Annotated in this window: 16 protein-coding genes and 1 pseudogene; 11 read left to right on the forward strand and 6 right to left on the reverse strand. The window is 71.8% G+C overall.

The annotated features are described in order from the left end of the window. Positions 1–31 precede the first annotated feature (31 nt). The 7 genes from ACWD10_RS19250 to lgt all read left to right on the forward strand — a co-directional run bounded on the left by ACWD10_RS19250 (position 32) and on the right by lgt (position 6,091). Positions 32–553, forward strand: a complete 522-nt coding sequence (locus ACWD10_RS19250; RefSeq protein WP_451092433.1) for a DUF2752 domain-containing protein — start codon at positions 32–34, stop codon at positions 551–553. Positions 554–688: 135 nt separating this feature from the next. Then, positions 689–1,498, forward strand: a complete 810-nt coding sequence (trpC, locus tag ACWD10_RS19255) for an indole-3-glycerol phosphate synthase TrpC (RefSeq protein ID WP_451092435.1) — start codon at positions 689–691, stop codon at positions 1,496–1,498. A gap of 14 nt (positions 1,499–1,512) precedes the next feature. Then, positions 1,513–1,674, forward strand: a complete 162-nt coding sequence (gene trpM / locus ACWD10_RS19260; protein WP_451092437.1) for a tryptophan biosynthesis modulator TrpM — start codon at positions 1,513–1,515, stop codon at positions 1,672–1,674. A gap of 289 nt (positions 1,675–1,963) precedes the next feature. Then, on the forward strand, positions 1,964–3,253 hold the full coding sequence (gene trpB, locus ACWD10_RS19265; protein WP_451092439.1) for a tryptophan synthase subunit beta: 1,290 nt from the start codon (positions 1,964–1,966) through the stop codon (positions 3,251–3,253). A gap of 14 nt (positions 3,254–3,267) precedes the next feature. Further along, positions 3,268–4,095, forward strand: coding sequence for a tryptophan synthase subunit alpha (trpA, locus tag ACWD10_RS19270; RefSeq protein WP_451092675.1), 828 nt, complete (start codon positions 3,268–3,270; stop codon positions 4,093–4,095). A gap of 115 nt (positions 4,096–4,210) precedes the next feature. Continuing rightward, entirely contained in the window at positions 4,211–4,990 is a 780-nt protein-coding gene (locus ACWD10_RS19275; protein ID WP_451092441.1) for a DsbA family protein, read from the forward strand. Between the two features lie 126 nt (positions 4,991–5,116). After that, complete coding sequence (gene lgt, locus ACWD10_RS19280) at positions 5,117–6,091, forward strand: prolipoprotein diacylglyceryl transferase (RefSeq protein WP_451092443.1); 975 nt, start codon at positions 5,117–5,119, stop codon at positions 6,089–6,091. An 18-nt stretch (positions 6,092–6,109) separates the two neighbouring features. Here lgt and ACWD10_RS19285 read toward each other — a convergent pair whose 3' ends face one another. The 6 genes and pseudogenes from ACWD10_RS19285 to ACWD10_RS19310 all read right to left on the reverse strand — a co-directional run bounded on the left by ACWD10_RS19285 (position 6,110) and on the right by ACWD10_RS19310 (position 13,632). Beyond that, positions 6,110–6,988, reverse strand: coding sequence for an HpcH/HpaI aldolase/citrate lyase family protein (locus tag ACWD10_RS19285; RefSeq protein ID WP_451092445.1), 879 nt, complete (start codon positions 6,986–6,988; stop codon positions 6,110–6,112). Then, positions 6,985–8,250 (reverse strand): CaiB/BaiF CoA transferase family protein, encoded by a 1,266-nt coding sequence (locus ACWD10_RS19290; RefSeq protein ID WP_451092447.1) that lies wholly within the window; start codon positions 8,248–8,250, stop codon positions 6,985–6,987. Before ACWD10_RS19290 ends, ACWD10_RS19285 begins: the two co-directional genes overlap by 4 nt. A gap of 16 nt (positions 8,251–8,266) precedes the next feature. Beyond that, a complete protein-coding gene (locus ACWD10_RS19295; protein WP_451092449.1) occupies positions 8,267–9,688 on the reverse strand; it encodes an ADP-ribosylglycohydrolase family protein in 1,422 nt (473 codons plus the stop codon). Positions 9,689–9,909: 221 nt separating this feature from the next. Continuing rightward, a pseudogene (locus ACWD10_RS19300) lies at positions 9,910–11,125 on the reverse strand (ADP-ribosylglycohydrolase family protein); the annotation flags it as partial. Between the two features lie 6 nt (positions 11,126–11,131). After that, a complete protein-coding gene (locus ACWD10_RS19305) occupies positions 11,132–12,637 on the reverse strand; it encodes an ADP-ribosylglycohydrolase family protein (protein WP_451092451.1) in 1,506 nt (501 codons plus the stop codon). Next, entirely contained in the window at positions 12,637–13,632 is a 996-nt protein-coding gene (locus tag ACWD10_RS19310; RefSeq protein WP_451092677.1) for an ADP-ribosylglycohydrolase family protein, read from the reverse strand. Before ACWD10_RS19310 ends, ACWD10_RS19305 begins: the two co-directional genes overlap by 1 nt. A gap of 598 nt (positions 13,633–14,230) precedes the next feature. On the opposite strand from ACWD10_RS19310, the gene ACWD10_RS19315 reads away from it, so the two are divergent. The 4 genes from ACWD10_RS19315 to ACWD10_RS19330 all read left to right on the forward strand — a co-directional run bounded on the left by ACWD10_RS19315 (position 14,231) and on the right by ACWD10_RS19330 (position 22,965). Next, entirely contained in the window at positions 14,231–14,962 is a 732-nt protein-coding gene (locus ACWD10_RS19315) for a VIT1/CCC1 transporter family protein (protein WP_451092453.1), read from the forward strand. A 363-nt stretch (positions 14,963–15,325) separates the two neighbouring features. Continuing rightward, positions 15,326–19,897 (forward strand): glutamate synthase large subunit, encoded by a 4,572-nt coding sequence (gene gltB / locus ACWD10_RS19320; protein ID WP_451092455.1) that lies wholly within the window; start codon positions 15,326–15,328, stop codon positions 19,895–19,897. Beyond that, positions 19,890–21,350 (forward strand): glutamate synthase subunit beta, encoded by a 1,461-nt coding sequence (locus ACWD10_RS19325; RefSeq protein ID WP_451092457.1) that lies wholly within the window; start codon positions 19,890–19,892, stop codon positions 21,348–21,350. Before gltB ends, ACWD10_RS19325 begins: the two co-directional genes overlap by 8 nt. Before the next feature lie 292 nt (positions 21,351–21,642). Then, complete coding sequence (locus tag ACWD10_RS19330) at positions 21,643–22,965, forward strand: sugar ABC transporter substrate-binding protein (protein WP_451092459.1); 1,323 nt, start codon at positions 21,643–21,645, stop codon at positions 22,963–22,965. The last annotated feature ends 28 nt before the right edge of the window (positions 22,966–22,993 follow it).

Consider the following 22,993-nt stretch of genomic DNA (forward strand, 5'->3'; position numbering starts at 1 on the left):
GCCGCCCACGGCCGCGAGGCAGAATGCGGGGGTGACCGCTGAACCCACCGTCGACGCGCACGGGCCGCAGCCGACCGCCCCCGTCCCGTACGCCGCTGTACCCGCCGTACCGGCCGTACCCGCCGCCGTACTGCCACCCCCGGCGACCCGCGGCGGTGCCCTCAAGCGGCTGCTCGTCCCCGCCGGGGTGCTCGGCGCGGTCGTCGGCGCCTTCGCCTACGTCGGCTCGGTCGACCCGAACGAACCCGGTCACTACCCCGTCTGCCCGTTCCTCCAGCTGACCGGCGTGCTCTGCCCCGGCTGCGGCGGCCTGCGCAGCGCCCACGCCTTCGTGCACGGCGACTTTCTGACCGCGCTTCAGGCCAACGCCGTCGCCGTGGCCGGATATCTGCTCTTCGCCGTCGGCTGGGTCGTGTGGGCGTACGCGGCGGCGCGCGGTCGGCAGCTGCGGCTGCGGCTCCCCTCGGCGTACGCCTGGGGCATCGGCGGACTGCTGCTCGTCTTCACCGTCGTACGCAATCTGCCCTTCGGGGCGGCTTGGCTGAGCCCTTGACGGGCCACGCCAGGCACCGGGACCGGACGAAAAAAGTCCAGGTAGTGGGACCCGCGTCAACCGGATGCGAGGGCTTCGCTCCCGGCCGGATACCATCGCAGTGCTCAGACTGCCGTCAGGGAAGGACCCGCTCGCGTGAGTGTGCTCGACGAGATCATCGAAGGCGTGCGTGAGGACCTCGCCGAGCGGCAGGCGCGCGTCAGCCTCGACGAGCTCAAGGAGCGCGCCGCGAAGGCCCCCCAGGCCAAGGACGGCGTGGCCGCGCTGCGCGGCGAAGGCGTCAAGGTGATCTGCGAGGTCAAGCGGTCCAGCCCGTCCAAGGGCGCGCTCGCCGCGATCGCCGACCCGGCCGGACTCGCCGCCGACTACGAGGCGGGCGGCGCCGCCGTCATCTCGGTCCTGACCGAAGAGCGCCGCTTCGGCGGCTCGCTGGCCGACCTGGAGGCCGTCCGCGCCCGGGTCGACATCCCCATCCTGCGCAAGGACTTCATCGTCACCGCGTACCAGCTGTGGGAGGCCCGGGCGTACGGCGCCGACCTCGTGCTGCTCATCGTGGCCGCCCTCGACCAGGAGGCCCTCGTCTCGCTCGTGGAGCGCGCCGAGTCCATCGGGCTCACGCCGCTCGTCGAGGCGCACGACGAGGAGGAGGTCGAGCGGGCGGTGGCCGCGGGCGCGAAGATCATCGGAATCAACGCACGCGACCTGAAGACCCTGAAGGTCGACCGCACGACCTTCACCCGCGTCGCCCCGGAGGTCCCGGCCGGGATCATCAAGATCGCCGAGTCGGGGGTGCGCGGGCCGCACGACCTGATCGCGTACGCCAATGATGGTGCCGATGCCGTGCTGGTGGGCGAGTCCCTGGTGACCGGCAAGGACCCGAAGCAGGCCGTGGTCGACCTGGTGGCCGCCGGGGAGCACCCCGCGCTGCGGCACGGGCGGGGCTGAGGGGTTCTGACGTCATGCCGCTGATCGCCCGCCTCGGACCCGGTTGCCGACCACGCGGCTGCCGTGCGCCTGCGCGGCGTGTGCACGGGCGGCGGGTGCGGTATGTCATCGGCTCGGAGCCGGGTCAGGTGAACGGGATGCGATGGCGTCGGGGTGCGGTCGGCGCGTGCGGCTGAGGCCGGTTCTTTTTCTTCCCCAGCCCCGCCCCTTCCCGTAATTGAGGGCTCCGCCCCAGACCCCCGCTCCTCAAGCGCCGGAGGGGCTACTAATAGCCCGTCCGGCGTTTGAGGACGAGCGCCTTCAGCGCGATACGGGGTCCGGGGCGGAGCCCCGAAGCTCCGCAGGATTTCGGGAAGGGGCGGGGCGGGGAACAACTCGCCGTCGCACCGCACCGCCACCGCGTTACCGTGACCACCATCCAACGGACATCCGGGGCGTACGCCCCAGCACAGGAGCATGTCGCACATGTCCAGCCAGTTCTTCATCCCTGACCCGGAGGGTCAAGTCCCCAGCGCCGCGGGCTACTTCGGTGCGTTCGGCGGCAAGTTCATCCCGGAGGCCCTCGTCGCCGCCGTGGACGAGGTCGCCGTCGAGTACGACAAGGCCAAGCAGGATCCCGAGTTCGCCGCCGAGCTCGACGATCTGCTGGTCAACTACACGGGGCGGCCCAGCGCGCTCACCGAGGTGCCGCGGTTCGCCGAACACGCGGGCGGCGCGCGGGTGTTCCTCAAGCGCGAGGACCTCAACCACACCGGCTCCCACAAGATCAACAACGTGCTCGGGCAGGCCCTGCTCACCAAGCGCATGGGCAAGACCCGGGTGATCGCCGAGACCGGCGCGGGCCAGCACGGCGTCGCCACCGCCACCGCCTGCGCCCTCTTCGGCCTCGACTGCACCATCTACATGGGCGAGATCGACACCCAGCGCCAGGCGCTCAACGTCGCCCGCATGCGGATGCTCGGCGCCGAGGTCATCGCCGTGAAGTCGGGCAGCCGGACCCTGAAGGACGCCATCAACGAGGCGTTCCGCGACTGGGTCGCCAACGTCGAGCACACCCACTACCTCTTCGGCACCGTCGCCGGACCGCACCCGTTCCCCGCGATGGTGCGCGACTTCCACCGCGTCATCGGCGTCGAGGCGCGGCGGCAGCTCCTGGAGCGGGCCGGGCGGCTGCCCGACGCCGCGGTCGCCTGCGTGGGCGGCGGGTCCAACGCCATCGGCCTCTTCCACGCCTTCATCCCGGACGCGGACGTGCGTCTGATCGGCTGCGAGCCCGCGGGCCACGGCATCGAGTCCGGTGAGCACGCGGCCACCCTGACGGCCGGTGAGCCGGGCATCCTGCACGGTTCGCGGTCGTACGTCCTCCAGGACGAGGAGGGCCAGATCACCGAGCCGTACTCCATCTCGGCCGGGCTCGACTACCCGGGCATCGGGCCCGAGCACGCGTACCTGAAGGACAGCGGCCGCGGCGAGTACCGCGCCGTCACCGACGACGCGGCGATGCAGGCGCTCCGCCTGCTCTCCCGCACCGAGGGCATCATCCCGGCCATCGAGAGCGCCCACGCGCTCGCCGGGGCCCTGGAGGTCGGCAAGGAGCTCGGCAAGGACGGACTGCTCGTCGTCAACCTGTCCGGACGCGGCGACAAGGACATGGACACGGCCGCCCGGTACTTCGGCCTGTACGACACCGATGCCGACGCCGAGGTCGCGGCCGACGCCGCCGACATCGCCGAGATCGAGGGGGACGCCAAGTGAGCGGGACCGCATCCATGGGTGGCAGGGGGTCGCTCCTGAGCGACGCGCTCGCCACCGCCAAGGCCGAGGGCCGGGCCGCGCTGGTCGCGTACCTGCCCGCCGGGTTCCCGAGCGTCGACGGCGGCATCGAGGCCGTCAAGGCGGTCTTCGACTCCGGAGCCGACATCGTGGAGGTCGGGCTTCCGCACAGCGACCCGGTGCTCGACGGGCCGGTCATCCAGACCGCGGACGACATCGCCCTGCGCGGCGGCGTGAAGATCGCGGACGTACTGCGCACGGTGCGTGAGGCGCACGTCGCCACGGGCAAGCCGGTGCTCGTCATGACGTACTGGAACCCCATCGACCGCTATGGCGTGGAGCGGTTCACGGCGGAGCTCGCCGAGGCCGGTGGCGCGGGCTGCATCCTGCCGGACCTGCCCGTCGAGGAGTCCGGCCTGTGGCGGGAGCACGCCGCCAAGCACGGCCTGGCGACGGTCTTCGTGGTGGCGCCGAGCAGCAAGGACGCCCGGCTCGCCACCATCACCGAGGCCGGTACCGGATTTGTGTACGCCGCCTCGCTGATGGGCGTCACGGGCACCCGCGAGTCCGTGGGCGCCCAGGCCGAGGACCTCGTACGGCGAACCAGGGCGACCACCGAGCTCCCGGTGTGCGTGGGCCTCGGCGTCTCCAACGCCGACCAGGCCGCCGAGGTGGCCTCCTTCGCGGACGGCGTGATCGTCGGTTCGGCCTTCGTGAAGGCGATGCTCGACGCCGAGGACGAGGCGGCCGGGCTTGCGGCGGTACGGAGCCTGACGGCCGAGCTGGCGGAGGGCGTGCGGCGGGGCGCGGCGGGCAAGAAGTAGCCCGTCCGGCGCTCGCGGACGCGCTCCTGCCGGTCATCCCGCTGCCGCGTCCCTCGTACGGGTGGACCTGGGCCGGGGAGGCACGCTGGTGCCTCCCCGGTTCGTTTGGCGGGATGTGAGCGAGAACAACCGTGAGGGAAAGCGCGCCGCCCGGGACCGGCTGGCCGTCGAGCGCGAGCGGCAGAAGGCGCGGGAGCGGCGCCGCCGCACCTTGATCGTGGCCGCGGCCGTGGTCGGCGTCCTCGGCCTGGCCGCCATCGCCGGCGTGATCGCCGCCAACACCGGCGGCGACGGCAAGAAGGAGAGCGCGGGCCCGGTCGTGACGCCGAAGGGGGCGGACGGCAAGGACGGCCCGGCCATCACCGTCGGCCAGGCCGACGCCAAGTCCACCCTGGCCATCTGGGAGGACTTCCGCTGCCCGGCCTGCGCCCAGTTCGAGAAGGCGTACCGGCAGACCATCCACGAGCTGACCGACAAGGGCCAGCTCAAGGTCGAGTACCACCTCGCCACGCTGATCGACAAGAACTTCGGCGGCAGCGGCTCCCTGCGTGCCGCCAACGCCGCGGCCTGCTCCCAGGACGCCGGCAAGTTCACGCCGTACCACGACGTGCTGTTCCAGAACCAGCCGCCGGAGGCCGAAGACGCCTTCGGGGAGAACAGCAGGCTCATCGAGCTCGCCGGAAAGGTCGAGGGTCTCGACACCCCCGAGTTCAAGAAGTGCGTCGAGGACGGCACGCACGACAGCTGGGTGAGCAAGTCCAATGAGGCCTTCGAGAAGGGCGGCTTCCGGGGCACCCCGACCGTGCACCTCAACGGCAAGGACATCTTCGGCGACCAGCAGAACCCGCTGACGCCCGCGAAGCTGAAGCAGATGGTGGAGGCGGCCGCGCGGTAGCGGTGACGGGGCGGTCCGGGGTGCTGCGGTTCCTCGGTTCCCCGGGCCGGGCGGGGCCCGTTATCCAGCCGTTAGGGCGGGCGGATTGCCGTGCTTCCGGCCCGGCACGGTAGCGTCGACCTCGCCATGGAACTCCTTGCCTATATCCCCAGCCCGGCCAAGGGTGAGATCGACCCCTTCGGCATTCCTCTGCGCGGCTACGCGTTCTGCATCATCATCGGCGTCTTCGTGGCCGTCTGGCTCGGCGGGCGCCGCTGGGTCGCGCGCGGCGGCCGGGTCGGCACCGTTGCCGACATCGCCGTATGGGCGGTGCCCTTCGGCCTCGTCGGCGGGCGGCTCTACCACGTCATCACGGACAACGAGCTGTACTTCGGCGAGGGCCGCGACTGGGTCGACGCCTTCAAGATCTGGGAGGGCGGCCTCGGCATCTGGGGCGCGATCGCGCTCGGCGCGCTCGGCGCCTGGATCGGCTGCCGCCGCCGCGGCATCCCGCTGCCCGCGTACGCCGACGCGGTCGCGCCCGGCCTCGCCCTCGCGCAGGCGATCGGGCGCTGGGGCAACTGGTTCAACCAGGAGCTGTACGGGCGGGCGACGGATCTGCCGTGGGCCCTGGAGATCACGCGCTCCGACGGCGGGCGGGTGCCGGGCACGTACCACCCGACCTTCCTGTACGAGTCGCTGTGGTGCATCGGCGTCGCGGTGCTTGTGATCTGGGCCGACCGCCGCTTCAAGCTCGGGCACGGGCGGGCGTTCGCGCTGTACGTCGCCGCGTACTGCGCGGGGCGCGGCTGGATCGAGTACATGCGGGTGGACGAGGTCCAGCTGAACAACGTGCTCGGGCTGCGCTTCAACGTGTGGGTCTCGATCGCGGTGTTCCTGGTGGCTGTGGCCTACATGGTGATCTCGGGCCGGTCGCGGCCGGGGCGCGAGGGTGTCGTCGAGCCGGAACCCTCCGGGGGGTCCGGGGACGGGACCACGAAGGACTCCTCCGAGGATGACTCTTCTGAGGCTGACCGCTCCGAAGCCGATCGCTCTGAGGATGACTCCTCTGACTCGTCGTCCGACTCCTCCGAGTCTTCGGGGTCGGCCAAGAAGATCTGACGCAGGGCACGCCCGTCCTCAAACGCCGGACGGGCTATCGGTCGCACGGGTCGCCAAGGCCAAGGTGCGGTTGGCCGCTGCCACGACCGCCGGGTCGATGAAGCGGCCGTCGGGGAGGGCCTGGGCGCCCCCGGTCGTGTCCGCCGCCTTGACGATCTCCTCCGCTGCTTCGATTTCCGCCGCGCTCGGCAGATACGCGTGCTCGATCACCGGCAGTTGGCGGGGGTGGATCGCCGTTCGGCCCAGGAAGCCCAGGGCACGGCCGTGGGCGCAGGAGGCGGCCAGGCCCTCCAGGTCGGTGATGTCCGGGTAGACGGATTGGGGCGGGGGCGGCAGGCCCGCTGCCCGGGCTGCGCAGATCACGCGGGAGCGGGACCAGTCGAGGCCCGTGTCGCTCGTTACGCCCAGGTCGGCCCTCAGGTCCGCCTCGCCCAGGGCGATCCAGTGCAGCGCGGGGTGCGCGGTGGCGATGGCGTAGGCGTGCTCGATGGCAAGGGCGGATTCCAGGAGGGCGCAGAGCGGGGGCGGGGTCGGGGTGTTCGCCGCCAGGGTGGTGACCGCATCAGCGCTCGTGATCTTCGGAAGGCGTAGGCCCGCCAGGCCCGGTAGGGCTGTGAGGGCGCGGAGGTCGGCCGCCGCGGCCGCCGCGTACGGGCCGTCCAGGGCGTTGACGCGGACGTGTACCGGCACCGGCTGGTGGGCCTCGGTGAGGAGTTCGGCGGTGGCGGTGCGGGCGTACTCCTTGCGATCCGGGGCGACCGCGTCCTCCAGGTCCACGATCACCGCGTCCGCGCCCGCCCTGAGCGCCTTGGCGACCGTCTCGGGGCGGTCCCCAGGGGCGTACAGCCACGTCAGTGGGGGTGGCTGCGGCGAGGTCCGCGGGGGTGTGCCGCTCATGCCGCTCCCGCCTGTCGCAGCAATCTGATCTCCGCCTCCGTCAGGCCGAGTTCGGTCAGGACCGCCTCCGTGTCGGCGCCGTGCGGGCGGCCCGCCCAGCGGATCGCGCCAGGCGTGGCGGAGAGGCGGAAGAGGACGTTCTGCATGCGTAGGGGGCCGAGTTCGGGGTCCTCGATCGTGGTGAGCGTGTCCAGGGCCGCGTACTGCGGGTCCTTCATGACGTCGCGTACGTCGTTGATGGGGGCCACCGCCGCCTGGGCCTTTTCGAAGGCCGCGATCACCTCGTCGCGGGTGTGCTCGGCGATCCACGCGCCGACCGCCTTGTCCAGTTCGTTGGCGTGTGCCGCCCGGCCGAGGCCGGTCTCGAACCAGGGCTCGTCGATCAGGTCCGGGCGGCCCACCAGGCGCATCACGCGTTCCGCGATCGACTGGGCGGAGGTCGAGACGGCGACCCAGGTGCCGTCCGCGGTGCGGTACGTGTTGCGGGGCGCGTTGTTCGTGGAGCGGTTTCCGGTGCGCGGCTGTACGTATCCCAACTGGTCGTACCAGATGGGCTGCGGGCCGAGGACGGTGAGGATCGGCTCGATGATGGCCATGTCCACGACCTGGCCGCGGCCGCTGGTCGCGCGCGTGTGCAGCGCCGCCATCACCGCGTACGCCGTGGTCAGGCCCGCGATCGAGTCGGCGAGGCCGAACGGCGGCAGTGTCGGGGGCGCGGCCGGTTCCCCGGTGATCGCGGCGAAGCCGCTCATCGCCTCGGCGAGGGTGCCGAAGCCGGGGCGGTGCGCGTAGGGGCCGAACTGGCCGAAGCCGGTGACCCGGGCGAGCACCAGGCGCGGGTTGGCGCCGCTCAGCTCGTCCCAGCCGAGGCCCCAGCGCTCCAGGGTGCCGGGGCGGAAGTTCTCGATCACGACGTCCGCGGTGGCGGCGAGGCGCAGGAGGGTGTCGCTGCCGCCGGGGGTCGACAGGTCGAGGGTGATGGTGCGCTTGTTGCGGCCGAGCAGCTTCCACCAGAGGCCGATGCCGTCCTTGGCGGGGCCGTGGCCGCGGGACGGGTCGGGGCGGTGCGGGTGCTCCACCTTGATCACCTCGGCGCCGAAGTCGCCGAGCAGGGTGGCGGCGAGAGGGCCCGCGAAGAGGGTGGAGAGGTCGAGGACGCGGAGGCCGGAGAGGGCGGCGGGTTCCTGGGCGGTGGGCGCTTCGGTCTCTTGGGGCTCTTCCGTGGTGTCGTGTTCTTGGGGTCTTTCCGTGGTGTCGTGCATGTGGCTCCTCGTACGGCTACGCGGGGCGGGCGCCGGACACGGCAGGGTGGACGGTGAGGCGGGCGGTCAGACGGGCGAGGGCGTCGAAGGTCGTGCCGTCGAAGTCGCCCACGGACGTGGCGAGGCGGTTCTTCAGGGGCGCCGTCCAGTGCTCGCCGAGCGCGTCCGGGTGCCCGGCGAGCAGACCGGTGAGCGATCCGGCCGTCGCGCCGTTGGAGTCGGTGTCCCAACCGCCCGAGACGGCACGGCAGATCGAGCCGCCGAAGTCGCCGTCGGCGTGGGTGAGAGCGGCGGCGAGCAGGGCGGCGTTGGGGATGACGTGCACCCAGTGGTACGTCCCGTAGGTGTCGTGCAGTACGTCCACGACCGTGTCGAAGTCGCGGTGCCTGTCGGCCAGTTGGATGCCGTGGCGGACCGCGGCGGCAAGGCGGGAGCGGGGCGGTACGACGGCGAGTCCGGAGCGCAGGCAGGTGTGTACGTCGGCGCCGCCGCCCGCGGCCCGTGCGATCGCGGCGGCCGCGAACATCGCCCCGTACACGCCGTTGCCGGTGTGCGTGAGCGTGGCGTCGCGGTGGGCCTGGGCCGCGGCGGCGGCCGGGTCGCCGGGGTGGGTCCAGCCGTGTACGTCGGCGCGGATGAGGGCGCCGATCCACTCGCGGAACGGGTTGTGGCGGCGGGCGGTGTGCGGGGGTTCCACGCCGTCGAGGAGGTTGCGGTACGCGACCCGCTCGGCGGTGAAGGTGCGGCCCGCGGGGAGCTCGTCCAGCCAGAGCGCGGCGACGTCGCGGGTGGTGAAGTCGGGGCCGTACCGCTGGAGCAGGAGGAGGTTGAGCAGGGGGTAGTTGAGGTCGTCGTCCTCCGGCATGCCGTCGATGTTCTCGGCGAGTGAGGTGGCGGCGCTGCGGCGGTTCCAGGGGTACGCGGCAAGCAGCTCCCGGGGTACGCCCTTGGCGGTGAACCAGCTGGTCAGGGGCCAGTTTCCGGTGGCGCGGGCGAGCTTGCGGATGCCGGTGAGGGGGAGCTTCTCGACCGGCTTGCCGAGCAGACAGCCGATGGCGCGGCCCAGCCAGGCGGCGTGCAGGCGGGGCGTGGGGTCGGGGGCCGGGACCGGGGCTGTGGTGGGGGCCGGGGCCGGGGGCAGGGTGGCGTGGATGGCCGTGAGGTCGGTGGGTTCGAGCGCGGCCAGTGGGGACTGGGACCGGTCGAGCTGGTCGAGGAGTTGGCGGGCCAGGGTGCGTAGGGCGGTGGCTGTGTTGTCGGTGGAGTTCGGTCGCGGTGGTGCGGACGCGCCCGCGCGGGGCGGGGCCGGGTGGCCGCCCGCCGCTCGCCAGCGCCGCGCGGCCACGGCGCCGACGCCGGTCCGGCCGTCCTCGGCGGCCTGCCGCAGCTCGTGCCCGAGCAGGTCCTCGGGCTGCACCCAGGTGAGCCGGAGCGTCATCGGCGGATTTCGGCGTATACGGCCGGGAGGTCGGCGGATGCGGGGGAGTCGCCGTTGGCCGGGGTGTCGGGGGCGGAGCTGCCGTGGGGCGGGCCGAGGTGGGGCGGCTCGTCGGGTGCCGGGTGGCCGGATGCGGGGGTTCCGGACGGTCCGGGGGGTCCGGGGGTGGCCGCGGTTCCGGACCGGGGCTCCGGGTCCGTGACGTCCGTCCGGGCGGCCGTGAGAGCGGTGAACGCCGCGGCGTGGCGAGCGTGGCGTTCCGTGTCGCGGTCGAAGATCTCCCGGGCCACGGTGGCCAGTTCGGCCGCGGGGGCGCGCAGGTCGAGGCGGCTGGCCTCACCGACCTGCTCCGCCCAGGCGGCGGGCACCGTCGTCTCGCCGTGCAGCGCGCCCGCGATGGCGCCGCCCATCGTGGCGATGGAGTCGCAGTCGCGGCCGTAGTTGACGGCGCCGAGCACCGTGGTGCGGTAGTCGCCCGCGCCGACCAGCAGCATCCCGAGCGCGATCGGCAGCTCCTCGATGGCGTGCAGCCGCGAGGGCCTGCGGGCGCCGAGCGAGGGGGCGCGGTAGTCGGGACCGACCGTGTCGTACGGGGCCACCGCCGCACGCAGCGGGGCGAGCGCCGACTCGAACTCCTGGTGGCGTACGGCCACTTCGCAGACCGCCTCGATCGCCGTACGGGTGCCGTCCTTGGCCAGGGACAGGCAGGCGTCGACCACCGAGGCGGGCGTCGCGCCCGGGGTGCAGGCCGCCGCCACCGCCGCCGCGAACACCCCGGCCGCCTCCCGGCCGTACGAGGACTGGTGCGCGCCCGCGACGTCCACGGCCTCGGCGTACGCCCGGGCCGGATGGGCGGCGTTGACCAGGCCGACCGGCGCCATGTACATCGCCGCGCCGCAGTTGACGATGTTGCCGCTGCCCGCCTCGCGCGGGTCGACATGGCCGTAGTGCAGGCGGGCCACGAGCCACTTCTCGGCGAGGAAGATCCGCTGGAGGGGCAGGGCCTCGGCCTCGAGTTCCGGGATCCAGCGCGGATGTGTGATCAGGTCGGGGACCAGGTGGTCGGCGACGGCGTACGCGTCGAGGTGGTCGCGCACCTTCGCGTACACGCGGATCAGCGCATGTGTCATCAGGGTGTCGTCGGTGACGTGCCCGTCGCCCTTGTGGTACGGCGCGATGGGGCGGGCGGTGCGCCAGTCGTTGCCGTGCCAGGGGCCGACGATGCCGGTGATCCGGCCGCCGTGGCGCTCGGCGATCTGCTCCGGGGTCCAGCCCTCCACGGGCCCGCCGAGCGCGTCACCGACGGCGGCGCCGACGATGCTGCCGGTGATGCGGTCGGTGAGGGTGGGGTGCAGGGGCTGGGAGTGCGGCGGGTGTGGCGGGTGTGGCGGGTGTTGTGGGTGCTGTGGCTGGTTCGGCTGTGCGGGTGGTACGGATGCCACGTCAACTGTCCTCTCTGGGGGGTCGGTCGGGCCGGGCGGCGAGCAGGCCGGAGAGCGCGGCCGCGAGTTCCGCGGCCAGCTGCACGAGGTCGGTGCCCGCGAGGCGGGGCAGCGCACAGCCGGACAGGGCGCGGCAGGCGGAGCGCCAGGTGTCCGGCACGGCGTCGGCGCCGCCGAGCGCGCCGGTGAGGGCGCCCGCGAGCGCCGGGGCCGAGTCGGCGACCCGGGACAGGCAGGCGGCGGCCGGTACGGCGGTGGCGAGGTCACCACGGGCCGCGGTGGCGAGGGCGAGGGCGACCGGGACGGTCTCGGCGGCGGCGATGCCGTAGCTGTAGACGTGGTCGACGATCTCGTGCTCGAGCAGCGGGATCAGGCCGAAGACACCGGCGGAGGCGGGCAGGTCGGCCGGGGCGGAGGCGGCGTGCTCGCGGGCGAGGGACACGGCGTGGCGGGCGTTACGGCCGATCTCGGTGGTCTCGGGGAGCTGGGCGAGGGCAGCGTCCACGGCTCGGGTGACGGCGTCGTCGGGGTGGGTGGGTCCGGTGGATCCGCTGGGTCCGGTGGATCCGGTGGGTTGGGCGGGTCGGTCGGGTCCGTCGGGCCGATCGGGTCGGTCGGGTTGGGCGGCTCGGGTCGGCTCGGCCAGGGCCACCGCGAGGGCCGCGGCCATCGCGCGGGCGCCGTGCACGCCGTCGCCGTCCTGGGTGTAGCGGGCGTCGAACTCCGCGAGCTCCGCGGCCGATTCGGGGTCTCCGGCGTGTACGGCGGCCAGGACGCAGCCTCGTACGCAGGCGGCGTCGTCGAAGAAATGCGGGTTGTCGTGGCCGGTGGCGGGCGGGCGCAGGCCGGTGGCGAGATTGCCGAGCCCGGCGCGGACCGAGATGCGGGCGCGCAGCGGGACGACGGCGGACTCGACCTCGGGGGCGCGGGCCGCCGCCGCGGCGATCTGGGCGGCGAGGGTGGCCCAGTTGTGGTCCAGGGCGCCGCGGACGTTTCCGGGGCCGGCGAGGAGGGCGGTGGCGGTGTACGCCGCCCACTCGGCGTCGTCGGAGGGGCCCAGGCGGAGGGGTTCGGGGGGCTGGTTGAGGGCGATCGGGACGGGGAGGGTGGTGGTGGCGTTCTGCTCGGCGAAGGTGTCCAGTTCGCGGGTGAGGCGGCGGGTCCACTCGGGCATACGCGCTGCGCGGTGCCGCGCCGCGGGCCATCCTGCGGCGTCGCCTGCGGCGAGGCCCAGGAGCATGCCCTCCAGGCGGGTGCGTGTCGGAGGTGCCTCCGTCGTTGCTGTGCCCGGCACCGGGGTTCCCCCGGGCTCCCCGGGGCGAGGGCTGTCCGGGGCGTCGCCCGGCGACGGGGGCTGTGCCCACCCTTCCCCAAGCTCTCGACTTCGCTCGAGCAGGGGAGGCCCCACTCGCTCTGCAGAACGCCTGCCCACAGCGGGTGCGGAACGACTGCCCGCAGCGGCATCGGCGGCAGCGGGCACAGCAGTCACGTCGGTCGGTGCCGACATCAGGCCTCCTCGTCCGGGGTCAACAGGTCCGCGATGTCCAGGACGTGGTAACCCGCCATGGACGGGAGGCAGCTGCCTCGGACCGGGCCGATGGCCGCTGCCCAGTCCTCCGGGATGGCCGAGGCGCCGCGGACCGCGCCCGCGAGGGCGCCCGCCACGGCTGCCGTGGTGTCCGCGTCGCGGCCCATGTTGACCGCCGCAAGGACGGATGCACGGAACTCGCCGCGGGCCGCCGCGAAGGCGCCGAAGGCCAGGCCGACGGCCTCGGGGGCCAGGTCCGTCCAGGGATAGCCGCCGACCACCACCGCGGAGCGGACCGCGCGTTCGCCGCCGGGGGCCGCCACCACCGCGCGGCGCAGCGAGCGGGCCGTCCAGGAGTCCATGGGGATCACCGAGAGCGCCGCGCCGATCGTGCCCGCGGGACCCTCGCCCGCCATCGCCGCCGCTACCCCCGCCGCGACCGCCCGGCCGCCGTAGATGCCCTCGCCGTCGTGGCTGACGGAGCCGTCGATCGCCACCAGTCGGGCCGCCTCGGCGGGGCGGCCCGCGGCGTAGACGCCGAAGGGCGCGGCCCGCATCGCGAGGCCGTCGCTCCAGGCGTGCCGGTGCTGGGCGGTGACCGGAGCGGCCAGGCCGCGGCGGAGGTTCTCCAGGGTGCCGCGCTCGCTGAAGCCCGCGCCGCGGAACGGGCCCTCGTCCACGTCCGCGATCCACCGGTGCCAGGCCTTCTCGGCGTGCGCCACGGTGAGGCCCGAGCCGTGCCGGGCCAGGAGCAGTCCGGAGAAGATCGCGTACTCGGTGTCGTCCGTGCCCTCCGGGTGTTCCGACACGAAGCTCTCGATGCGGCCCCAGCGGCGGCGGATCTCCGAGGGCTTCAGATTCTCGGCCGGGGCGCCGAGCGCGTCACCGACCGCGAGGCCGAGCAGCGCCCCGCGGGCCCGATCGCGCAGCGCCCCCGCGCCGTCGGGCGCCGGGGCCGACGTGAGAGGACCCAGGCCCTCTCTTCCGGATCTTCCCGGCGTCGCGGGGCCGGCCCGCACGCCCCCACTCTCGGCTGCGCTCGAGCGGGAGGTGCCCCCGGGCGTTCGGGCCACCCGGAAGGCACCGTCGTCCGGAGCCGGGCTGACCCGGAAGAGAGGACCTGGCCACGCCATGGACTCCGGCCTTTCTGCTCGACGACAGGACCTAGGCCCTGTCGTCGAACTCCCGCCTGCCCAGCGACGCCTGGCACGCACGCTCGCCGCGTTGCCGGAGCGCCCACGTGACTCCGCCACGCGGGCGCTCCGGCGCCTTGCGATCGCCCGCACCAGACGCCGCTGGGCCGCCCTTCGGGCGACGACGCGAGTTCGACGACAGGACCTAGCCCGATGCGTTCCACCCTTTCCGGTCCGGGCGTACGCCGGTGCCGTCACGTCACTCCTTCGACACCCTCGTACGCCCTTCAGACGGCCCAAAAGCGCTGGTAAGTACGGCCTTCCTTGCTGGCGAGAGGCGTTTTTCGCGCGTACTTTCGATCGCGGGCGGGGGTGCGGAAGTCCGTACCGGAAGCCTCGTACGGGCGGCCCGTACCGCAGGAGAGGAGCACCGTCGGATATGGCGATCGTCGACAACCAGGCCACGCTGCATGAGGCGCACCGCGACAACCACACGCACCGCGATGTGAGCGGTGGCTGGCTGCGTCCCGCGGTCTTCGGTGCCATGGACGGTCTGGTCTCCAACCTCGCCCTGATGACCGGTGTCGCGGGCGGCGCCGTGTCGCAGCAGACGATCGTGATCACCGGGCTCGCCGGGCTCGCGGCCGGTGCGTTCTCCATGGCGGCCGGTGAGTACACCTCGGTGGCCTCGCAGCGTGACCTCGTCCAGGCCGAGCTCGAGGTGGAGCGGCGGGAGCTGCGCAAGCACCCCAAGGACGAGGAGTCCGAGCTCGCCGCCCTGTACGTGTCGCGCGGGGTCCAGCCCGGCCTGGCCCGTCAGGTCGCACGGCAGCTGTCCAAGGACCCCGAGCAGGCCCTGGAGATACACGCGCGTGAGGAGCTGGGGATCGACCCCGGGGAGCTGCCCTCGCCGATGGTCGCCGCCGTCTCGTCGTTCGCGTCCTTCGCCCTGGGCGCCCTGGTGCCCGTACTGCCGTATCTGCTGGGTGCTTCGGCGCTCTGGCCCGCCGTGGTGTGCGCGCTGCTCGGGCTCTTCGCCTGCGGGGCCGTCGTGGCGCGGGTGACGGCTCGATCGTGGTGGTACAGCGGGCTCAGGCAGCTCGCTCTGGGCGGTGCCGCGGCGGGTGTGACGTACGTCCTGGGCACGCTTTTCGGTATCGCAATAGGTTGACGCCCTGTCTTGCTACCGCGACTATGCAAGCGGCCGCATACATTCTCGTTACCAGGCGGTTTCGATGTGCGGGGCTCAGGGCATGAGCCGTAAGCGCTACGGGCAATGAGGCTCGGCGCAGGTCCATGGGCAATGAGGCCCTGTGTTCCGGGCCGTCGGTCACTGATCTGTCCGCACCGGTCCTCTCCTTCAGCTGTACGAGCGGTTCCCATCGCCACGAGCGGTGTCCGCATGGTGGAATGAAGTATCCGGTTTTCGAGAAACCCTCCATCATGTAACCTGCACGAAATTTCTAGCGCCATGAGGGCCAACGTCGTCCCTCGGCACCTTGCACTTTTGCCACCGACGACGACGGGAGAGCCGATGCGTTCCGACGCCTGGTCGCCCATGGATGGTCGCCCCGCCCCGCAGGGGATGTACGACCCCCGTAACGAACACGACGCCTGTGGTGTCGGGTTCGTGGCCACCTTGACCGGTGTTGCCAGCCATGAGCTGGTCGAGCAGGCGCTGACCGTACTGCGCAATCTCGAGCACCGCGGAGCCACCGGCTCCGAGCCCGACTCGGGTGACGGCGCCGGCATCCTGATGCAGGTCCCGGACGCCTTCCTGCGCGAGACCGTCGGTTTCGCGCTCCCGGAGGCCGGTGCGTACGCCGTCGGTATCGCCTTCCTGCCCGTCGAGGGCACCGATGAGACCGCGGCCCGCATCGAGGCCATCGCCGCCGAGGAGGACCTGACCGTCCTCGGCTGGCGCGAGGTCCCCGTCGCGCCCCAGCTCCTCGGCGCCAGCGCCCGCTCCACCATGCCGGTCTTCCGGCAGATCTTCGTCGCCGATGGCGAGAACAGCGGCATCGCGCTTGACCGCAAGGCGTTCGCGCTGCGCAAGCGTGCCGAGCGGGAGGCCGCGACGTACTTCCCGTCGCTCTCCGCGCGCACCCTCGTCTACAAGGGCATGCTGACCACCGGCCAGCTGGAGCCCTTCTTCCCGGACCTGTCCGACCGCCGCTTCGCGTCCGCGGTCGCGCTCGTCCACTCGCGGTTCTCCACGAACACCTTCCCGTCGTGGCCGCTCGCGCACCCGTACCGCTTCGTCGCGCACAACGGTGAGATCAACACCGTGCAGGGCAACCGGAACTGGATGCGGGCCCGCGAGTCGCAGCTCGTCTCGGACCTCTTCGGGGAGAAGCAGCTCGAGCGGATCTTCCCCGTCTGCACGCCGGACGCCTCCGACTCCGCGTCCTTCGACGAGGTGCTCGAACTCCTCCACCTGGGCGGCCGTTCGCTGCCGCACTCCGTGCTCATGATGATCCCGGAGGCGTGGGAGAACCACGGCTCCATGGACCCGGCACGGCGCGCCTTCTACCAGTTCCACTCCACGATGATGGAGCCCTGGGACGGCCCGGCCTGTGTCACCTTCACCGACGGTACGCAGGTGGGCGCGGTCCTCGACCGCAACGGCCTGCGCCCGGGGCGCTATTGGGTCACCGACGACGGCCTCGTCGTGCTCGGCTCCGAGGTCGGCGTGCTCGACATCGACCCGTCGAAGGTCGTACGCAAGGGCCGTCTCCAGCCCGGCAAGATGTTCCTCGTCGACACCGCCGAGCACCGCATCGTCGAGGACGACGAGATCAAGGCCGCCCTCGCCGCCGAGCAGCCGTACCAGGAGTGGCTGGAGGCCGGTGAGATCGAGCTCTCCGACCTGCCCGAGCGCGAGCACATCGTGCACACCCACGCCTCGGTCACCCGCCGCCAGCAGACCTTCGGCTACACCGAGGAGGAGCTGCGCGTCCTGCTCACGCCGATGGCCAAGGCCGGTGCGGAGCCGATCGGTTCGATGGGTACGGACACGCCGATCGCGGCCCTGTCCGAGCGGCCCCGGCTGATCTTCGACTACTTCACGCAGCTGTTCGCGCAGGTGACCAACCCGCCACTGGACGCCATCCGCGAAGAGCTCGTCACCTCCCTGCACTCCTCGCTCGGCCCGCAGGGCAACCTGCTCGAGCCGACCGCCGCCTCGTGCCGGTCCGTGACCCTGCCGTTCCCGGTCATCGACAACGACGAGCTGGCCAAGCTCATCCACATCAACGCCGACGGCGACATGCCCGGCATGAAGGCCGTGACCCTGTCCGGTCTTTACCGGGTCTCCGGCGGCGGCGACACCCTCGCCGCCCGCATCGAGGAGATCTGCCACGAGGCCGACGCCGCCATCGAGGCCGGGGCCCGCCTGATCGTGCTCTCCGACCGGCACTCCGACGCCGAGCACGCCCCGATCCCGTCGCTGCTGCTCACCGCGGCCGTGCACCACCACCTCATCCGTACGAAGCAGCGCACCCAGGTGGGCCTGCTCGTCGAGGCCGGTGACGTCCGCGAGGTGCACCACGTCGCGCTGCTCATCGGCTACGGCGCCGCCGCCGTGAACCCGTACCTGGCGATGGAGTCCGTCGAGGACCTGGTTCGCGCCGGTACGTTCCTCAGTGCCGACGAGGTTGGCTCGCCCGAGCAGGCCATCCGGAACCTGATCTACGCCCTCGGCAAGGGCGTTCTGAAGGTCATGTCCAAGATGGGCATCTCGACCGTCGCCTCCTACCGCGGTGCCCAGGTCTTCGAGGCCGTCGGTCTCGACGAGTCCTTCGTCGCCAAGTACTTCGTCGGCACCACCACGAAGATCGGCGGCGTCGGCCTCGACGTCATCGCCGGTGAGGTCGCCGCCCGGCACGCCAAGGCGTACCCCGCCTCCGGCATCGCCCCGGCGCACCGCGCCCTGGAGATCGGCGGCGAGTACCAGTGGCGCCGCGAGGGCGAGCCGCACCTCTTCGACCCGGAGACGGTGTTCCGCCTCCAGCACTCCACGCGGCAGCGCCGCTACGACGTGTTCAAGCAGTACACGGACCGCGTCAACGAGCAGTCCGAGCGCCTGATGACGCTGCGCGGGCTCTTCGGCTTCAAGAGCGAGGACCGCCCGTCGATCTCCATCGACGAGGTCGAGCCCGTCTCCGAGATCGTCAAGCGGTTCTCGACCGGCGCCATGTCGTACGGCTCGATCTCCCGCGAGGCGCACGAGACCCTCGCCATCGCCATGAACCAGCTGGGCGGCAAGTCCAACACCGGTGAGGGCGGCGAGGACGCGGAGCGCCTGTACGACCCGGCGCGCCGCTCCAGCATCAAGCAGGTGGCGTCCGGCCGCTTCGGCGTGACGAGCGAATACCTCGTCAACTCCGACGACATCCAGATCAAGATGGCGCAGGGCGCCAAGCCCGGCGAGGGCGGCCAGCTGCCCGGCCACAAGGTGTACCCGTGGGTGGCGAAGACCCGGCACTCCACGCCGGGCGTCGGCCTGATCTCGCCGCCGCCGCACCACGACATCTACTCCATCGAGGACCTGGCGCAGCTGATCCACGACCTCAAGAACGCCAACCCGCAGGCCCGCATCCACGTGAAGCTGGTCTCCGAGGTCGGCGTCGGCACGGTCGCGGCCGGTGTGTCCAAGGCGCACGCGGACGTCGTCCTCATCTCCGGCCACGACGGCGGTACCGGCGCCTCGCCGCTCACCTCGCTGAAGCACGCCGGTGGTCCTTGGGAGCTCGGCCTGGCCGAGACCCAGCAGACGCTGCTGCTCAACGGGCTGCGGGACCGGATCGTCGTGCAGACCGACGGCCAGCTGAAGACCGGCCGTGACGTGATCATCGCCGCGCTGCTCGGCGCCGAGGAGTTCGGCTTCGCCACCGCGCCGCTGGTCGTCTCCGGCTGCGTCATGATGCGCGTCTGCCACCTGGACACCTGCCCGGTCGGCATCGCCACGCAGAACCCGACGCTGCGCGACCGGTTCTCCGGCAAGGCCGAGTACGTGGTGAACTTCTTCGAGTTCATCGCCGAAGAGGTCCGTGAGCTCCTCGCCGAGCTCGGCTTCCGCTCCATCGACGAGGCCGTCGGCCACGCCGAACTCCTCGACACCGAGCGGGCCGTCAAGCACTGGAAGGCCCAGGGCCTCGACCTGGAGCCGCTGTTCCACGTGCCGGACCTGCCCGAGGGCGCCGTCCGCCACCAGCTGATCGAGCAGGACCACGGCCTGGAGAAGGCCCTGGACAACGAGCTCATCAAGCTGGCCGCCGACGCGCTCGCCGCGAACAGCGCCGCCGAGGCCGAGCCGGTCCGCGCCCAGGTCGCCATCCGGAACATCAACCGGACCGTCGGCACCATGCTGGGCCACGAGGTGACGAAGAAGTTCGGCGGCGCGGGCCTGCCGGACGACACCATCGACATCACCTTCACCGGCTCGGCGGGCCAGTCCTTCGGCGCCTTCGTGCCGAGCGGCATCACCCTCCGCCTCGAAGGCGACGCCAACGACTACGTCGGCAAGGGCCTGTCCGGTGGCCGCCTCGTGGTCCGCCCGGACCGGGGCGCCGACCACCTCGCCGAGTACTCGACGATCGCGGGCAACACCATCGCGTACGGTGCGACCGGCGGTGAGATCTTCCTGCGCGGCCGGGTGGGCGAGCGGTTCTGCGTCCGTAACTCCGGTGCCACGGTGGTCTCGGAGGGCGTGGGCGACCACGGCTGCGAGTACATGACCGGTGGCCACGCGGTGGTCCTCGGCGAGACCGGCCGTAACTTCGCGGCGGGCATGTCCGGCGGCATCGCGTACGTCATCGACCTGGACGCCGACAACGTCAACGCGGGCAACGCGGCGGCGGTCGAGGCCCTGGACGACTCCGACAAGCAGTGGCTGTACGAGGTGGTGCGCCGCCACCAGGAGGAGACGGGCTCGACGGTCGCGGAGAAGCTCCTCGCGGACTGGGACGCGGCCGTGACCCGCTTCAGCAAGATCATCCCCAGTACGTTCAAGTCAGTGCTCGCCGCCAAGGACGCCGCCGAGCGAGCCGGGCTCTCCGAGTCCGAGACCCACGAGAAGATGATGGAGGCGGCGCTCAATGGCTGACCCGAAGGGCTTTCTGAACCACGGCCGCGAGGTCGCCGAGACCCGTCCCGTCGCCGAGCGCGTCAAGGACTGGAACGAGGTCTACCAGCCCGGCTCCCTGCTGCCGATCATCAGCAAGCAGGCCAGCCGGTGCATGGACTGCGGCATCCCGTTCTGCCACAACGGCTGCCCGCTCGGGAACCTGATCCCCGAGTGGAACGACTACGCGTACCGCGAGGACTGGGCGGCGGCGTCGGAGCGGCTGCACGCGACGAACAACTTCCCGGAGTTCACGGGCCGTCTGTGCCCGGCCCCGTGCGAGTCGGCGTGCGTGCTCGGCATCAACCAGCCCGCCGTGACCATCAAAAACGTCGAGGTCTCGATCATCGACAAGGCGTGGGAGACCGGGGATGTCGCCCCGCAGATCCCCGAGCGCCTGTCGGGCAAGACCGTCGCGGTGATCGGCTCGGGCCCGGCGGGCCTGGCGGCGGCGCAGCAGCTGACGCGCGCCGGTCACACGGTGGCGGTGTACGAGCGCGCCGACCGCATCGGCGGTCTGCTCCGCTACGGCATCCCCGAGTTCAAGATGGAGAAGCGGCACATCAACCGCCGTATCGAGCAGATGCGCGCGGAGGGCACCCGCTTCCGTACGGACATCGAGATCGGCCGCGACATGACGGCGACGGACCTGCGCAAGCGGTACGACGCCGTGGTGATCGCCGCGGGCGCGACCACCGCCCGCGACCTGCCGGTCCCCGGCCGTGAGCTCAACGGCATCCACCAGGCGATGGAGTACCTGCCCCTGGCCAACAAGGTGCAGGAGGGCGACTACGTGCAGCCGCCCATCACCGCCGAGGGCAAGCACGTCGTCGTCATCGGCGGCGGCGACACCGGCGCGGACTGCGTGGGCACCGCCCACCGCCAGGGCGCGGCCTCGGTCACGCAGCTGGAGATCATGCCGAGGCCTGGCGAGGACCGTGCCCCGCACCAGCCCTGGCCGACCTTCCCGATGCTCTACAAGGTCACCTCGGCCCACGAGGAGGGCGGCGAGCGGATCTACTCCGTCTCGACCACCCACTTCGAGGGCGATGAGGACGGCAACGTCCAGTACCTGCACCTGATCGAGGTGGAGTTCAAGGACGGCAAGCTGGAGCAGAAGCCGGGCACGGAGCGCAAGATCCCGGCCCAGCTGGTCACCCTGGCCATGGGCTTCACCGGCATCGACCAGGAGAACGGCCTGGTGTCCCAGTTCGGCCTGGAGCTCGACGCCCGCGGCAACGTCGCCCGTGACGCCGACTTCCAGACCAACGTGCCCGGCGTGTACGTCGCCGGTGACGCGGGCCGCGGCCAGTCCCTGATCGTCTGGGCGATCGCCGAGGGCCGCTCGGCGGCGCGCGGCGTGGACCGCTTCCTGACGGGAGCGTCCGACCTGCACGCGCCGATCCGGCCGACGGACCGCTCGCTCACGGTGTAACGCCGAACGACAACTGAACTGACTGACCCACGGTCCCCACAAACGTTCCGCACAACGACGTGTGGACCTGACGCAGCGCCCGCCCCATAGTCCCCGACCGGACGTGGCGGGCGCTGCGGCGTGTGCGCGGGCTTACGGCCGTGGTGTGGGCGGGCATATGTCTTCCGGGGCTGGGCTGTTGCGGAACCCGCAATACTCATTACGGTTCGGCCGCGTATCCGAATGGGTCTAGACCGCTCGGATCCGCTGCGACCACAATCGCAGCCACCAACGGAACCTGGAGGGGGCCCGTATGAAGCCCGGTATGAAGCGCCGCGTCCTCGCGGCGGTAGCCATCTGCACGACACTCGGGCTGACCGCGACCGCGTGCGGCGGCGACGACGGTGGCGGCGGCGAGGCCGACGGCGGCGGGATCGACGGCAAGGGCAAGACCCTGACCGTCTGGATCATGGAGGGCACCAACCCCGATGCCCGGCCCTTCTTCAAGGAGGCCGCCAAGGCGTTCAAGAAGAAGACCGGGGCCGACATCAAGGTCGAGTACCAGCAGTGGGCCACCGCCCAGAAGAAGTTCACCACCGCCATCGAGGGCGGGCCCGACCAGGTGCCGGACGTCGCCGAGGTCGGTACCACCTGGGTGCCGCAGTTCGCGGAGACCGGCGGGCTCGTCGACGTCACCGACAAGGTGAAGGAGGCGGGGCTCAATGACGATCTCGTCGAGGGGCTGAAGGACGCGGGCACGCTCGAGGGCAAGCAGTACGGCATGCCGTGGTACGCGGGCGTGCGCAGCATCGTCTACCGCAAGGACCTGTTCGAGAAGCACAAGATTCAGCCGCCCACCAACTGGGACGAACTGCGGGCCGCCGCCAGGACGTTGAAGGAGAAGGAGCCCGACAAGGTCGCGTTCCCGGTGGCGGGCGGGGCCGAGATGTTCGCCACGCCGTTCATCTGGGGCGCGGGCGGCGAGCTCGCGACCGAGCAGGGCGGGAAGTGGAAGTCCGCGATCAACTCGCCGAAGGCGGTCGAGGGGCTCGAGTTCTATACCGGCCTGGCGACCAAGAACAAGGTCTCCCCGGCGAAGGTGAACACCTGGACCGAGAAGGAGGTCGGCGACGCCTGGGGCAAGGGGGAGATCTCCATGTCCGTCAACGGCAACTGGACGCCGAAGGCGATCGTCGAGGCCAACCCGGACCTCAAGGGGAAGCTCGGTGCCGTGCCGATTCCCGGCCAGGACGGCGGAATGAGCCGGTCGTTCCTCGGTGGCTCCTACCTGTCCACCTTCAAGACCGACAAGCAGGACCTCGCCTGGGAGTTCGTGAAGCTTCTGACCACCGGTAAGTTCGCCGCCGAGTGGGCCGAGCAGACCAACTACTTCCCCGGTCAGAACTCCGAGCTCAAGAAGATCGCCGACAAGAAGGACCCGCTCGTCGAGCCCTTCGCCCAGCAGATGCTCGAGGCCGGGGCGACCGTGCCGAAGACCAAGGCGTACGGCGAGATCCAGGCCTCCAAGGTCATTCCGCGCATGGTGCAGTCGATCCTCAACGGCAAGGCGAGCGTCAAGGAGGCGGCCGACAAGGCGGCCAAGGACATGGACGCGATCTTCGCCAAGGACGAGTGAGAGACCGGGTGGGGGATCGAGTGAGCGG

Source organism: Streptomyces sp. NPDC002851 (assembly GCF_053591935.1).

What these genes read in the sequence shown, in the direction of transcription:
- trpB (WP_451092439.1), top strand. Translation starts at nt 1,964, where the DNA reads ATGTCCAGCCAGTTCTTCATCCCTGACCCGGAGGGTCAAGTCCCCAGC.
- ACWD10_RS19295 (WP_451092449.1), bottom strand. Translation starts at nt 9,688, where the DNA reads ATGACGCTCCGGCTCACCTGGGTGCAGCCCGAGGACCTGCTCGGGCAC.
- ACWD10_RS19290 (WP_451092447.1), bottom strand. Translation starts at nt 8,250, where the DNA reads ATGCACGACACCACGGAAAGACCCCAAGAACACGACACCACGGAAGAG.
- ACWD10_RS19330 (WP_451092459.1), top strand. Translation starts at nt 21,643, where the DNA reads ATGAAGCCCGGTATGAAGCGCCGCGTCCTCGCGGCGGTAGCCATCTGC.
- ACWD10_RS19285 (WP_451092445.1), bottom strand. Translation starts at nt 6,988, where the DNA reads ATGAGCGGCACACCCCCGCGGACCTCGCCGCAGCCACCCCCACTGACG.
- lgt (WP_451092443.1), top strand. Translation starts at nt 5,117, where the DNA reads ATGGAACTCCTTGCCTATATCCCCAGCCCGGCCAAGGGTGAGATCGAC.
- trpM (WP_451092437.1), top strand. Translation starts at nt 1,513, where the DNA reads ATGCCGCTGATCGCCCGCCTCGGACCCGGTTGCCGACCACGCGGCTGC.
- gltB (WP_451092455.1), top strand. Translation starts at nt 15,326, where the DNA reads ATGCGTTCCGACGCCTGGTCGCCCATGGATGGTCGCCCCGCCCCGCAG.
- trpA (WP_451092675.1), top strand. Translation starts at nt 3,268, where the DNA reads ATGGGTGGCAGGGGGTCGCTCCTGAGCGACGCGCTCGCCACCGCCAAG.
- ACWD10_RS19315 (WP_451092453.1), top strand. Translation starts at nt 14,231, where the DNA reads ATGGCGATCGTCGACAACCAGGCCACGCTGCATGAGGCGCACCGCGAC.
- ACWD10_RS19325 (WP_451092457.1), top strand. Translation starts at nt 19,890, where the DNA reads ATGGCTGACCCGAAGGGCTTTCTGAACCACGGCCGCGAGGTCGCCGAG.
- ACWD10_RS19305 (WP_451092451.1), bottom strand. Translation starts at nt 12,637, where the DNA reads ATGTCGGCACCGACCGACGTGACTGCTGTGCCCGCTGCCGCCGATGCC.